This is a genomic window from Streptomyces montanisoli, from assembly GCF_017813245.1.
In the GTDB taxonomy this organism is placed as follows: Bacteria; Actinomycetota; Actinomycetes; order Streptomycetales; family Streptomycetaceae; genus Streptomyces; species Streptomyces montanisoli.
The window spans coordinates 1-12,286 of sequence record NZ_JAGIQL010000005.1 but is presented as its reverse complement, the minus strand read 5'-3'; the positions used below and the strand labels follow the sequence as shown (position 1 = coordinate 12,286).

13 protein-coding genes and 1 pseudogene are annotated in these 12,286 nt (G+C 71.6%); 6 read left to right on the top strand and 8 right to left on the bottom strand.

The features are described 5' to 3' along the window. Nucleotides 1-58 precede the first annotated feature (58 nt). Nucleotides 59-316: a DUF5133 domain-containing protein gene (locus JFN87_RS02595; RefSeq protein ID WP_209338179.1), complete on the top strand. Its 258-nt coding sequence runs from the start codon at nt 59-61 to the stop codon at nt 314-316. A gap of 97 nt (nt 317-413) precedes the next feature. Then, nucleotides 414-881, top strand: coding sequence for a MarR family winged helix-turn-helix transcriptional regulator (locus JFN87_RS02590; RefSeq protein WP_209338178.1), 468 nt, complete (start codon nt 414-416; stop codon nt 879-881). Here the strand turns inward: JFN87_RS02590 and JFN87_RS02585 are convergent. Together JFN87_RS02585 and JFN87_RS02580 are read right to left on the bottom strand one after the other, a co-directional pair. After that, nucleotides 855-1,316, bottom strand: a complete 462-nt coding sequence (locus tag JFN87_RS02585) for an STAS domain-containing protein (RefSeq protein WP_307865266.1) — start codon at nt 1,314-1,316, stop codon at nt 855-857. The genes JFN87_RS02590 and JFN87_RS02585 overlap by 27 nt on opposite strands. 168 nt (nt 1,317-1,484) lie before the next feature. After that, nucleotides 1,485-2,000 carry a MarR family winged helix-turn-helix transcriptional regulator gene (locus JFN87_RS02580; protein ID WP_209338177.1) on the bottom strand — a complete coding sequence of 172 codons (516 nt, stop codon included), beginning with the start codon at nt 1,998-2,000 and terminating at the stop codon, nt 1,485-1,487. 132 nt (nt 2,001-2,132) lie between these two features. On the opposite strand from JFN87_RS02580, the gene JFN87_RS02575 reads away from it, so the two are divergent. Continuing rightward, on the top strand, nt 2,133-3,242 hold the full coding sequence (locus JFN87_RS02575; protein WP_307865265.1) for a PP2C family protein-serine/threonine phosphatase: 1,110 nt from the start codon (nt 2,133-2,135) through the stop codon (nt 3,240-3,242). Between the two features lie 103 nt (nt 3,243-3,345). On the opposite strand, the gene JFN87_RS02570 is transcribed toward JFN87_RS02575, so the two are convergent. The 4 genes from JFN87_RS02570 to JFN87_RS02555 all read right to left on the bottom strand — a co-directional run bounded on the left by JFN87_RS02570 (nt 3,346) and on the right by JFN87_RS02555 (nt 7,219). Then, entirely contained in the window at nt 3,346-3,819 is a 474-nt protein-coding gene (locus JFN87_RS02570) for an ATP-binding protein (protein WP_209338175.1), read from the bottom strand. A 102-nt stretch (nt 3,820-3,921) separates the two neighbouring features. Continuing rightward, on the bottom strand, nt 3,922-4,371 hold the full coding sequence (locus tag JFN87_RS02565) for a response regulator (protein WP_209338174.1): 450 nt from the start codon (nt 4,369-4,371) through the stop codon (nt 3,922-3,924). Further along, the gene (locus tag JFN87_RS02560; protein WP_209338245.1) at nt 4,368-5,948 is read right to left on the bottom strand and encodes a sensor histidine kinase; all 1,581 of its coding nucleotides are present in this window, start codon (nt 5,946-5,948) and stop codon (nt 4,368-4,370) included. Before JFN87_RS02560 ends, JFN87_RS02565 begins: the two co-directional genes overlap by 4 nt. Nucleotides 5,949-6,013: 65 nt before the next feature. Next, the gene (locus JFN87_RS02555) at nt 6,014-7,219 is read right to left on the bottom strand and encodes a PP2C family protein-serine/threonine phosphatase (protein WP_307865273.1); all 1,206 of its coding nucleotides are present in this window, start codon (nt 7,217-7,219) and stop codon (nt 6,014-6,016) included. 302 nt (nt 7,220-7,521) lie between these two features. On the opposite strand from JFN87_RS02555, the gene JFN87_RS02550 reads away from it, so the two are divergent. Continuing rightward, nucleotides 7,522-7,971, top strand: coding sequence for an ATP-binding protein (locus JFN87_RS02550; protein WP_245178621.1), 450 nt, complete (start codon nt 7,522-7,524; stop codon nt 7,969-7,971). A gap of 289 nt (nt 7,972-8,260) precedes the next feature. Next, complete coding sequence (locus JFN87_RS02545) at nt 8,261-9,076, top strand: MmyB family transcriptional regulator (RefSeq protein ID WP_209338173.1); 816 nt, start codon at nt 8,261-8,263, stop codon at nt 9,074-9,076. 8 nt (nt 9,077-9,084) lie between these two features. Here the strand turns inward: JFN87_RS02545 and JFN87_RS02540 are convergent, their stop codons facing one another. Next, nucleotides 9,085-10,485, bottom strand: a complete 1,401-nt coding sequence (locus JFN87_RS02540; RefSeq protein WP_209338172.1) for a cellulose binding domain-containing protein — start codon at nt 10,483-10,485, stop codon at nt 9,085-9,087. A 327-nt stretch (nt 10,486-10,812) separates the two neighbouring features. On the opposite strand from JFN87_RS02540, the gene JFN87_RS02535 reads away from it, so the two are divergent. Further along, complete coding sequence (locus JFN87_RS02535; protein ID WP_209338171.1) at nt 10,813-12,099, top strand: extracellular solute-binding protein; 1,287 nt, start codon at nt 10,813-10,815, stop codon at nt 12,097-12,099. On the opposite strand, the pseudogene JFN87_RS34470 reads toward JFN87_RS02535, so the two are convergent. Next, a pseudogene (locus JFN87_RS34470) lies at nt 12,083-12,286 on the bottom strand (hypothetical protein); the annotation flags it as partial. The gene JFN87_RS02535 and the pseudogene JFN87_RS34470 overlap by 17 nt on opposite strands.

Below are 12,286 nucleotides of genomic sequence, written 5' to 3'. Positions count from 1 at the left end.
GGAATGTGCGGCAGCAACGTCCCCTGCGGGACCCGCGGGAGAAAGGCAGGCACACGCCGTGCTGATGGCTCACCCGACGATGCTGCGCCACCTTGTCGCACAGTACGAGACCGCGCGCGCCGAGCACGCCCGGCACAGCACCAAGCAGACGGCCCGGCGTCTTGACGACGCCACGTACACGCTGTGCGTGTCGACGGGCACCCGCTCGGCCGCGGACGCCCTCGCGGTGGCGGGCAGGCGGCTCGCCGCGGCCGGCGAGGCAGGGCCTGCCCGGACAGGTCCCGCACAGGAGCCGGGCGGTCTCGCCGCCGTGTGACGGCGCACAGCCGCACCACGGGGCCCGCGAGCAGACAGACGAGGACGAGGAGCAGCACCGCCAGCCGTACGACGCGTGCAACGAACGGACCGGGCTCATGGAAGGCCATCGCTCACGACCGCCCGCTGACACGCTCAGGGAGGCCGCGGAAACGCTGGCCGCCTCGGCGGAGATCGTCACCGAGATCTCCGCGGAGGCGGCGGCAGCCGTGGATCCGCGGCTGCCGCCCCACCGGCTGCGCATCCTTCTGCTCATCGGCCGACGGCGGGGCCTGAACCTCACGGGTCTCGCGAGAAGCCTGGGGGTCACCATGCCGCGCGCCAGCCGTCTGTGCGCGTCCATGGAGTCGGACGGGCTCATCGAGCGCCTGCCGGTGCGGCAGGACCGCAGGGAGATCCGGCTCGTGCTCACCGCACGCGGCAGCACCCTGCTCGCGGACTACCGGGCCCTGCGTGCGGACGGGATCGCGGACGCCATGCGCGGGATGCCGCGCGAGGCGTGCGCGGAGCTGCTGGCCGGATTGCGGTCGTTCGTGTCGTCACTCGCCGACCCCGGGGACCGCTGAGCCGACGGCTCCGCGCCCGGTACCGTCGTGCGACGTCGTGTCGTGCGAGGTGGCGACGTGTGCGGTGGCGTCCGTGGAGGCGCCTCCTGCCAGCGCCGATGCCACGGTGCCGTGCACGGACAGCGCCGCCTCGAGCCCGATCACGTCGAACAGCCGCTGGAGGAACGCGGACGGCCTGGCGATCCTGAGCCGGTCGCCGAGGTCCTCGCGGGCCCGCAGCAGCACGTTGACCGTCGTCGAGTCGGCGAAGGTGACACCCGACAGGTCGAGGACGACGACCTGGCCCGCACCGTCCCGCGCCGCCCGGCCGAGGGCCTCGGTGAGGGGCGCGACGGTGTCCAGATCGAGTTCGCCGCCGACGGCGAGTACGACCGCGGCGCCTTCCTGGCGGGTGGTCAGGTCCATCGCCCTGTCGGCGCTGGGGTGAGGAAGCACGGTGTCCCTTCGGACGGTCGACGACTCGGCGGAACTGACCCCACGATAGAATTGATAGTTGTCATTTGACAACATTCTCTGGTGGGCAACAATCTGTTCACCGCTTCCGCGCGCCGACCGTCGCGCCGAAGGTAACGTGCCCGTACCAGGAAGTAGGGCTGAATGAAGCTACGCGCTGTCCGCCACCCGACCCTGCCCGGCGTCGGCGGGTGCGTTGCCGAGCTCCCCGAACCGCTCCCCCGCCGCGGCGCGAAAGGCGCTGAGCCCCTCGGCGAGCGTCACGACGTCCGAGGGCTCCATCCGGTCGAGCACCAGCTCCACCTCACGGGTGCGGAAGGCCCGGTACTCGTCGAGGACCGTGCGGCCGCGTCTGCTGAGCCGCAGTTCCACCTCGCGCCTGCTGGTCGGACTCGGCGAGCGCGCCACGAGCCCCATCGCCTCCATGCGGTCGCAGAGCCTGCTCAGCGACGACGGACGAGATCCGAGTACGTCGCTCAGCGTGCGCAGGTTCGCGCCCTCGTAGGCTTCGATGACGAGAAGGGCACGTAGTTGCGACGGCGACACCGGCCCCGAAGGCGCAGCCTCCTGGCCACGGCCCCACAACACCTCCAGCAGCTCGGAGGCGGCGCGGGCGGCCATGGCGACCTGCTCGCGCTGGTGCGGCTGAGCCGTGAAGCGGGACATCGATCCACTCTTTCATCCGGCACGGGTCTTTGTCAGCCCAGACGGATTCGCCCTGAGAAGAAGGCCTGAACCACAGTGACTGTACTGGCGGACATCGAAAGATCGGTCCGGGCAGCGGCCCCGCACGCATTGGTGGACGTGGTACGCGACGCGCTCGCGGTGGGCTATGGAGCCTCCTTCGTGCGCCTCTACCTGGCCGATTACGGGCTCACGGTGCTCAACCCGGTGGGCGAGGGGGGCAACGAGGGCGCGCTGCCGCTGAGCAACAGCTCCGAGGGGCGCGCGTTCGGCAGCCAGGAGCCGCACGAGCGCCAGGTGCGCCACGGGGACGAGGTCGACCACCACCTTCCCGTCACCGTGCGTGGCGACCGGCTCGGCATCCTGACCGTACGGCTGCCGCAGGAGCGCTCGACGGCCGCCGTCGTCGAGGAGCTGTCCAGGGTGGCCGTGCTGCTGGGTCACGAGATCCTGGTCGCGGAGCGCGACACCGACCTGTACCGGCAGGCGCGCCGGGTGAACCGGCTGACGCTCGCCGCCGAGATGCAGTGGGAGCTGCTGCCCGGGCGCGCCTGCGAGGCGACCGAGTACGCGGTCGGCGCGCAGCTGGAGCCGGCCTACGCGATCTACGGCGACAACTTCGACTGGTCCGCGGACGGCAGATCGCTGACGCTCGCGGTCACCAACGGGATGGGTGAGGGCATCGAGGCCGCCCTGCTGACCAACCTCGCGGTGAAGGCGCTGCGCAACGCGCGCAGGGCGGGCATCGGCATCGCCGACCAGGCCGCGCTCGCCGATCAGGCGCTGTACGAGCGGTTCAGGGGCGCGCAGCACGTCTCGACCCTGCTGCTCCGCATCGACCTGGCGTCGGGGCACGCGCAGGCCGTGGACGCGGGGTCGCCCCAGCTGTGGCGCCAGCGCGGCAAGAGCATCGAGCGGATCGGCCTCGAGGCCCAACTGCCGCTCGGGATGTTCGAGGAGTCGGACTACACGGCGCAGACGTTCCAGGTGGAACCGGGCGACCGGATGGTGTTCGCGAGCGACGGTGTGTACGAGGCGCTCTCGCCGCGTGGCGACGTGTTCGGCGAGCGCGCCCTGGCAAGGGCGATCGCGGCCACGAGTCTGCTGCCCGCGGCTATGGTCCCGGACGCGATGCTGCTCGAGCTCGCCCGGTATCGCGACACCGAGACGGCTGACGACGCGCTCGTGGTGTGCGTGGACTGGTTCGGCCCCGAGGGCCGCTAGGTCGTCTCCGGCGGGCCGGGGGGCGGCGCGAGAGCGGCTGCGTCCCCCCGGCCCGGCGCGCCCGGGGACGGGTACGGGACGTGACGCGGCAGGCCGGCCGCGGCTACCCGCCGTGCGGGAGGTCGAAACGCGCGCTCACGCGCTTGCCGACGGGGATGATCTCTGCCGTGACCACGTCGCTGACCGCACGCACGATCTCCATGCCGTGGCCGCCGAGCCGCGACGGGTCGGGCGGGAAGTGGCGCGGCAGCGTCGCGCTGCTGTCGTAGACCGTCACGGTCGTGTACCCCGCCGTGCCCTCGAGCTCGATCACGTAGGGGCCGTGGCTGTGCCGCTCCGCGTTCGTGACGAGCTCGCTGACGACGAGCAAGACGTCGTCACGCGTGCGGTCGTCGAGCGGGGCAAGCCACTCGGCGCCCAGCTGCTGGAGGAACCGGACGGCCAGCTCCCTCGCCGCTGCTATGCAGCCGGGCTCCCCGGTGAATTCTGCTGCCCTTCTGAGGCAATGCGTCGGCTGCACCCACGGCTCCGTACCGGCGGGCGCAGTCGCCCCTGAGACGGACATTTGTTCGTTCATTCGCTCCTGCCCGCGCACCTGTAGGCGTCCGGGTTCCCCCCTGTTCGTTCCCGCTTATGCCCCCTCACGCCCATCTCATGCACACCCGTTTCATGGAACGGATCACGAGCGTCCTGGCAGCCTGACCACGCTCACGAAGAACTCGTCGATCTGGCGCACCGCCGCGATGAACTGGTCGAGATCGACCGGCTTGGTGACGTAGGCGTTGGCGTGCAGCTTGTAGCTGCGCAGGATGTCCTCCTCGGCGGAGGACGTGGTGAGCACGACCACGGGGATGAGCGCGAGCTCCGGGTCGGTCTTGATGTGCTCGAGCACCTGGCGCCCGTCGTAGCGGGGCAGGTTGAGGTCGAGCAGGACCAGGTCGGGGCGTGGGGCCTCCTCGTGCGGCGCGCGCCGGTGCAGGAAGTCCAGCGCCTCCTGGCCGTCGCGGACGACGTGGAGGGTGTTGTGGATCTTGTTGTCCTCGAACGCCTCGCGCGTCATCAGCTCGTCGCCTGCGTCGTCCTCGACCAGCAGGACCTCGATCGGCTTCGGCTGAGCGGGGATGGTCATGTCGATGCTCCTGGCGGGGGCGGGGTGGGGGACGGTGCGGTGAGCGCGGCGGTTCCGGCCGCGAGCTCCGCCGCGTGGTGCTGGGCGCCGGACTCGGCGGGCAGGTGGAAGTGGATGGCCGTGCCGCCCTCCGGCACCGGCTCGAGCCAGATGCGCCCGCCGTGGAACTCCACGATCTTCCGGCACAGGGCGAGGCCGATGCCGGTCCCCTCGTACTCGTCCCGCGCGTGCAGGCGCTGGAAGATGATGAACACCTTCTCGGCGAACTCGGGCGCCACCCCGATGCCGTTGTCGGTGACGCTGAGGTGCCACACGGCCCCGTCGCCCGTCCCGGGCTCGGCCTCCTCGCGCACGCAGCCGACCACGATCCTGGCGGGACGGTCGGAGCTGCGGAACTTGACGGCGTTGCCGATGAGGTTCTGCCAGAGCATGGCGAGGGTGGTCGGGTCGCCGTGCACCTCGGGCAGCACGGCCTCCCGTACGACGGTGACGTCGTTCTCCTCGATGACCATGGCGAGGTTGCCGAGCGCGCGCTCGATCGCGGACTCCAGATCGACGGCCTGCCACGCGTCGTGGACGCGGCCGACGCGCGAGAAGGTCAGCAGGTCGTTGATGAGCACCTGCATGCGCTTGGCGCCGTCCACGGCGAAGTCGATGTACTGCCTGCCCCGGTCGTCCAATTTCTCGGCGTACCGCTTCTCGAGGAGCTGGCAGAACGAGGCGACCTTGCGCAGCGGTTCCTGCAGGTCGTGCGAGGCGACGTAGGCGAACTGCTCAAGCTCGGAGTTGGAGCGGCGCAGCTCCTCGGCCTGGTCGGCGAGGAGCTCCTCGCGTCCGGTGCTCTCCTCCAGCTCGTCGACGAGGCGCGCCCGCATGTCCTCGACGGCGGCGCCGACGGCCCTGAGGTCCGACGGACCGCCCACCTCGATCCGGTTGCGGAAGGCGCCGGCCCGTACGCCGTCGGACGCGGCACGCAGCTGGCCCAGCGGCCTGCCCACCATGGCGTGCAGCAGGTATCCGAGCGCGACGACGGCGGCCACGAAGAGGACCAGCATGCACAGGAAGACGATGTCGCTCACGTGCCTGGCGTGGTCGAGGCGGGCACGCGCCCGGTCCCGCGCCGCGTCGAGGTGGCGGGTCTGGGTCGCGAAGCGGCTGCGCAGCCCGTCGAAGCGGTCCTTGCTGCGGTCCATCAGGGTGCCCGACTCGGTGAGCCTGCCGCCCGCCTTGACGCGGGCGAGCACGGGTACCGCGATGTCGCGGCGCCAGGCGGCGGCTGCGCGGGTGATGGCGTCCGCGTCGGCCAGCAGCGTGGGGTCGTCCGAGACCAGGGCGCGCACGGTGCGCGTGTGCACGCGCTCGCTCGCGACGCCGTCCGTGTAGGGCTGGAGGAAGGAGTGGTTGGCGGTCAGGGCGTAGCCGCGCAGACCCGTCTCCTGGTCGAGCAGGGACTTCTGCACCTGCAGGACGGCGGCCCTGGCGGGCTGGATGCGGTCGGACAGCTCGTCGCTGCGTGCGTTGGTACGGGATATCAGCACGGCCCCGACGGCGGAGCAGCCGACCACGACGACGACCATCGCGGCCAGAATGAGCCGGCTCCAGCCCTGCACGGAGAGCCGCTCCCTGGTGAGGTGCCACAGACTCACGCCGCGCCTCCCCAGCCGAGGTGGAGTACGGCGACGTCGTCGGCGAGGCCGCCGTAGGGCGCGGCGCCCGCCGCGGCCTCGCTCACCAGCGCGTCGACGAACAGGCGGGCCGGGAGGGCACCGTGCCGGCGGGCGACGTCGAGGAGCCCCTCCTCGCCGAGCCGGGTCGAGGGGCCGGTGCGGCCCTCGAACAGGCCGTCCGTGAACAGGACGACATGGCCGCCGGGCGGCAGCGGCACCGTGGACTCGCTCCAGCGGCCGGCACCCGGCAGCAGGCCGAGCGCCATCCCGACCTCGGGCTCGACCCAGGAGACGCCGGAGCCGTCCCGCACCAGGAGGCCGGGGTGGCCGGCGCGGACGACGCGCACCTCGGCGCCGCCCGGCGGGAAGACGAGGGAGGTGACGGTCGCGAACACGTGGCGGTCGGAGCGCTCGGCGACCAGGATCTCCTCCAGGAGCCTGACCTGTTCGAGCGGGGCGGTGCCGCACAGGACGGCGGTGCGCCAGGCGACGCGCAGGCAGACCCCGAGGGCCGCCTCGGCCGCGCCGTGCCCGGACACGTCGCCTATGACCGCGTGGACGGTGCCGTCCGCGGTCTGCACGACGTCGTAGAAGTCGCCGCTGAGCAGCGCGTGGGCGCGGCCCGGCTCGTAGCGCGCGAACGCCTTGAAGTCCTCGCCGCGCAGCAGGGGCACCGGCAGCAGGCCGCGCTCCAGGCGGGCGTTCTCCCGCGCCATCAGCTCGCCCGCGCGCAGGGCAGCGGTGGTTCGTTCGACCTGCTTGCGCTGGAGGGCGTAGCGCACGGCACGGCTGAGGACCTCGGGGTCGAGGCGGTCCTTGACGAGGTAGTCCTGGGCGCCGGTGGCGACGGCGGTGAGACCGGTCTCACCCTCGGCCATGCCGGTGAGGACGACGATCGCCGCGTCGGGCGAGCTGCCGACGATGCGTGTGACGGCGTCCATCCCCTGGGCGTCGGGAAGGTGCAGGTCGAGCAGGACGCAGACGGGGCCGGCGCGTCCTGCGAGGTGCTTGTGCGCCTCGGTGACGGTCTTGCACCAGGTGAGCGGGGACTGGAGGTCGCTGTCAGCCAGCATCTCCTCGACGAGCAGGGCGTCTCCCGCGTCGTCCTCCACGAGCAGCAGTGTGGCGTCGACCGCGTGCAGCGTCGCGCGCGCGCCGGCGACGGCCTCCTGCGCGGGCACCCGGCCCGGGGCACTCGCGTGTCCGCGTCCGGGCCGCAGCGGCGGCGACGCGGGCCCAAGGGGCGCCTCAGCCACGTTCTTCCCCCTCAGCCAGGCGACGCCCGGGGACGACGTCGCTCTCCGCCCGGAAGCATATGCGACGGCCGCGCTGCCGGGTCCCGGGCCGCCCCATCCCGTGCGGGCCGCTTCTGCATATGCCAGTCACATATACAGCACGCTGTGTGCGTGACGCAGGCGTCAGCCGGCCGTGCAGCGGGCAGACGCAGCCGTAGGAAAGCGAGCCACGAGAGGGAGGTGTCGCGATGACACCCCTGGTGCCCACCCCGGATGCCTGGGCGCGGAACGCCACCATGGACACCGCACCGACGGCCACGCGGCCACTGGACGCGCGACCTCGCTCGGCGGGCGAGGCGCGTGATCTCACGGCGGCGTATCTGGGCGGCCGGGAAGTGGCCGTGCCGGGGCCGGTCGTGGACGATGTGCTGCTCGTGGTGTCCGAACTGGTCACGAACGCGCTGCGGCACGCGGGCGGCGTGAGCGGGATGCGGGTCGCCGTCACCCGGACCGGTGTGGAGGTGACGGTGCGGGACGCCAGTGGCGAGCGGCCCGTGGTACGCCGCAGGGACGGTGACTGGCTGCCGGGCGGGTACGGCTGGCCCATGGTGTCGCGGCTCGCCGAGGTGGCGGTGGTCCCGCTGGGAGCGGGCGGCAAGCTGGTGCGGGCGACGATCCCGGTGGCGGTGCGCGGCTGACGCCTGCCGGCGGCCGTGCGTGACGGCCGCGGCTCCCCCGTCGGCGGCCGACTGCCGCGGCGGGTGCCGGGGCCGCTCAGAAGAGTGCCGGCACCGGCCGCGGCCAGTGGCCGCGCGCCGCGGAGGCTTTCGCCCCCCGCTTCCCCCCAGAACCGGTTCGCGGCGCGCTGTGCGACCAGCATGACGCAGTCGGGGCCGCATTTCTTCGGACGGCTTCTCTTACGAATTACCTTGTGAATAATGTGAGTCCGACGGACCTTCTCCCCTTCCCCCCGGAGGGCCACCGGACATGCACAAGAAGGCGCTGAGCGCCATGCTGCGCGAGCGCCGTGCGCGCATCGCGCCGGAGTCCCACGGGCTGGCGCGCCCGACCGGGCAGGGCAGGCGCGCGCCCGGACTCTCCCAGCAGCAGGTCGACTTCCTGCTGAACCGGGCCGTCCACACCTACCACCGCCTCGAGTCGGGCACGTACCACCATCCTCCCGTCTCCCTGCTGAGGGAGGTGGCGCAGCTGTTCGGCTTCGACGAGCAGGAATGGGTGTCCCTGTGCCGCTACGCCCGGGACGAGGACCCGCCGGGCCCCCTGCGCCCCACCGCCGGCAAGGAGATACCCGGCATGTGGCAGGACGCCGTGGAGGGCATCCTGCACCCGGCGTACATCACGGACGCCTCGTGGGACATGCTCGCGTGCAACACAGCGTTCACGCAGATGGTGCCGGGCGGCCGGGCGCCGGGCAACATGATGCGCTTCATGCTGCTCGACCCCGACGGGCGCCAGGTGCTCAGCGACTGGGAGACGGCCTGGGCGCCGCTGCTCGTGCCGCAGTTGCGCGCCGCCCTGGTCGCGCGGCCGGACGACACGGTGCTGCGCCGGATCGAGGCGGAGGTGCTCGCCGACCCGCTGGCGGCCCCGCTGTACGAGGCCGGCGGCGCGGTCATCCACCCGGACGGCGACGAGCGCCCCATCAGGCACGTGCGGCAGGGGCCGGGCTGGCTGCGCATGTGTGCGGCGCAGCCGCTCGCCTCCCCCGGCGCACGGCTGATCATCCTGATGTACCGGCAGGGCGTGCGCCTGGACGGTGCGCCGGCGATCCGGGCCCACTGAACGGTCGGTCAGGCGTCGGGCACCGTGTCCGTGAAGTGTGTTCCGGCGGATTCGTAGCCGTTGACGGCGGCGTCGACCTGGCTCGGGGTGAGCGACCCCGTGGCGTTGTAGTAGACCCAGTTGACCTTCTCGTCCCAGGTGCGGGATCCGGTGAACGGCAGGTCGATGAACCACTCGTTGAAGTCGATGGTCATCGGTTCGCGCGGGTAGTACTTGCCCGTGGTGGAGAAGTACTCCTGGCCGTCGACGTAGTAGGTGACCGTGCCGCCCGTCACGGTCATCTGCAGTGTGTGCCAGCCCTGCAGGCTGCTGACCACGTTGTGGGTCTGGCGGTCCATCGCGTCGGCGCTGTACCAGCTGGTGGTGTAGAGGGTGGGGCCCGGGCCGCCCCAGCCGCCGTTCGGCAGGTACTCGTTGTCCAGTTCGCTGTAGAGCGAGTTGTCCGGTGTGATGGTGTAGAAGGTCTCGTTGACGTGGTCGCCGTCCTGCCCCGAGGTCGGCGCGTCGTTGAAGTACACGCGGGCGGCGTACGTCCCCTCCTGGAACTTGCGCTGCGTGGTGTCGACCTCGGCCTGCTGGGTGCCGGCCGCGGTGCCGTCGGTCGTGGCGCGCAGCAGCATCACCTTGCCGCCGAGTGCGGTGGAGTCGGAGGGGAAGCTGACCGCGTCCGCCGACCAGGTGTTCTGGATGCCGGGGCCGCCGGAACCAGTGCGCACGCTCCAGCCGTGGCCGGCGAGTGCGGGGTCGCCGGGGCCGGTGTAGTGGAAGTCGTCGAACAGCGCGGTCCCGGAAGGGGGCGGGTTGTCGGGGGGCGGTGTCGTGCCACCACCGCCTCCCGAGGTGGAGCCGTCGGGGTTGGTGCCCCAGACCTGGTCGCCGTCGAGCGACGCCGTCACGTGCTGCGAGGTCGTGTAGCTGGTGTCGGCCGCGTCGAACGAGTAGTCGTTGGCCTGGTCGACGCGCTGCCAGTCCGTCCGGAACAGCCGCAGCTGGAGGTCGCCCGAGGAGCCGCCGGCCGGTATGGAGCCACCGGTGAAGGTGATCTCCAGGTAGTGGTCGGCGGTCGCGGTCGGTGTGGGCATCTTGACCACACTGCCCCTGACGTTGCCGCAGCCGGCCTGCGCCCAGGCGCAGGCGAAGGTGTAGGAGCCTGTGGTGTCGGCGGTGAAGTAGTAGCGCAGGGTGACGCGGTCGAGGGCGACGGCGCTGCCGGTGTTGTTGTGCACGGTGAGCCAGGGTTCTGCCTCGTCGGCCTGGGCGGCCGTGCCGGTCTTGTACTGGACCGTCAGGGCCGGGGCGGCGGCATGGGCGGGGCTCGTGGCGATCAGGCCGGCGGCCGCGCACGCCATGGCCGAACCCGCGACGAGTGCCCGGCGCAGAGCGCGTGGGCGGGTGGGGGCGTACTCCATCGGAACTCCTGCTGAGGAGAAGGCGGAGGTGCAGGGGTACGGCGCGACCCGGGCGTCCGCGCGGAGCAGGGCGGCCGGCGGGGCTGCGCCGTTGTGTGGCGTCCGTGACACGGTCACGTTTCTTACCACTGGTCATTTCCTGATGCGGTGACAAGCTCAGGCTGACGCCTCTTCCCTGAGCCGTCAACCCTTGGAATACAAGGAATCCTTACCCCTTCCCGAGCATTGACATGACCAGTGGTCAGGTTGGAGTCTCTTCCCATCTACGGCAGACGTTGCCGCAGACGGCTCCCGATCCGGCCGCCACGTCGCCTTGAGGAGACACCCATGCGCAGATCCGCCCTGCCCGCGACCGCCGTTGTGCTCGGCCTGGCACTCACCGCCTGCGGCGGTCACGATTCCACGGACAAAGCCTCCGCAGGCGGGGACCGCACCCTGACGGTGTGGCAGATGGACGGCGACCTCAGCCCGCAGGCCGTCGCCGCCATCAACAAGCGCTTCGAGAAGGCCACCGGCGCCAAGGTCAAGGTGGAGATCCAGGAATGGAACAACATCAACACCAAGATCAGCACCGCTCTGGCCCAGGACGACCCACCCGACGTCGTGGAGATCGGCAACACCGACGTACCGCTCTTCGCCGCCACCGGCGCGCTCACCGACATCACCTCGCACCGCTCGGACCTGGCGGCCGGGCAGTCCTGGCTCGCCGGCCTCACCGGGCCGGCCACGGTCGACGGGAAGCTCTACGCCGCGCCGCTGTTCGCGGGCAACCGCGCGGTGATCTACAACAAGGAGATCTGGCGCAAGGCAGGCGTCACCAAGCCGCCGGCCACGTACGCGCAGCTCACCGCCGACCTCGACAAGGTGAAGGCCGCACATCCCAGCGCCGACTTCTCCGCCTTCTACTTCCCGGGCAAGTACTGGTACGGAGCCCTGCAGTTCGTGTGGGACGCCGGGGGCAGGATCGCCGTGAAGTCCGGCGGGCAGTGGCAGGGGGCGCTCTCGGGCGCCGAGGCGCAGGCCGGCATCGCGCGATGGAAGCACTTCCAGAACACCTACTCCACCCCCGCCTCCCGCAATGTCGACACCACCGCCCCCGACCAGTCGGCGGTGTTCGCGCACGGCAAGGCATCCGCCGTGCTCGACACCAGCGTCAACAAGATCCTCAAGGACAACCCGTCCATGAAGGACAAGCTGGGGACGTTCCCCTTCCCGAGCGCGTCGGGCAGCGGCAACCAGCCCGTCTTCCTCGGTGGTTCCGACCTGGCCATCGCCGCACGCGGCCGCCACCAGGACCTGGCACTGGCCTACCTCAAGACCGCGACCGACCCCTCCGTGCAGGCTTCCGTCATCGTCGGGATCGACCACTGGACCCCGGTCTCCACCCAGATCATCGACCGCACGCAGGCCGGCCTCCCCGCCCTGTCCAAGGCGTTCACCACCGCCGCCAAGAAGAGCGTGGCCACGCCCGCCTCGCCCGGCTGGGCCACCGTCGAGAGCGACCAGTCCATCAACACGCTCTTCGCCGACGTCGCGACCGGACGCAAGACGCCCGCCGCCGCGGCCAAGGGCTTCGACACCCACCTGGACCAGGCCCTCAATGCCGCCCAGTGACACGATGGTCCCGCGGCGGCGCGCCCCGCGCGCCGCGCCCGCCCCCGCCCGGCGGCCCGCCGTGCAGCGTGAAGTTGGCGCGCCAGTTGGGGCCCGTGGTGTTGGTGAAGACGGTCGGGGCGATCTTCGAGAGCTCCTTGTAGCTCTTGCCGTCGCGCACCTTGCTGCCGAGGATCAGGTCGGGCTT

Coding starts and splice junctions, on each gene's coding strand:
- JFN87_RS02590 (WP_209338178.1), top strand. CDS start 414: ATGGAAGGCCATCGCTCACGACCGCCCGCTGACACGCTCAGGGAGGCC.
- JFN87_RS02545 (WP_209338173.1), top strand. CDS start 8,261: ATGCACAAGAAGGCGCTGAGCGCCATGCTGCGCGAGCGCCGTGCGCGC.
- JFN87_RS02565 (WP_209338174.1), bottom strand. CDS start 4,371: ATGACCATCCCCGCTCAGCCGAAGCCGATCGAGGTCCTGCTGGTCGAG.
- JFN87_RS02560 (WP_209338245.1), bottom strand. CDS start 5,948: ATGGTCGTCGTCGTGGTCGGCTGCTCCGCCGTCGGGGCCGTGCTGATA.
- JFN87_RS02570 (WP_209338175.1), bottom strand. CDS start 3,819: ATGAACGAACAAATGTCCGTCTCAGGGGCGACTGCGCCCGCCGGTACG.
- JFN87_RS02535 (WP_209338171.1), top strand. CDS start 10,813: ATGCGCAGATCCGCCCTGCCCGCGACCGCCGTTGTGCTCGGCCTGGCA.
- JFN87_RS02550 (WP_245178621.1), top strand. CDS start 7,522: ATGACACCCCTGGTGCCCACCCCGGATGCCTGGGCGCGGAACGCCACC.
- JFN87_RS02540 (WP_209338172.1), bottom strand. CDS start 10,485: ATGGAGTACGCCCCCACCCGCCCACGCGCTCTGCGCCGGGCACTCGTC.
- JFN87_RS02580 (WP_209338177.1), bottom strand. CDS start 2,000: ATGTCCCGCTTCACGGCTCAGCCGCACCAGCGCGAGCAGGTCGCCATG.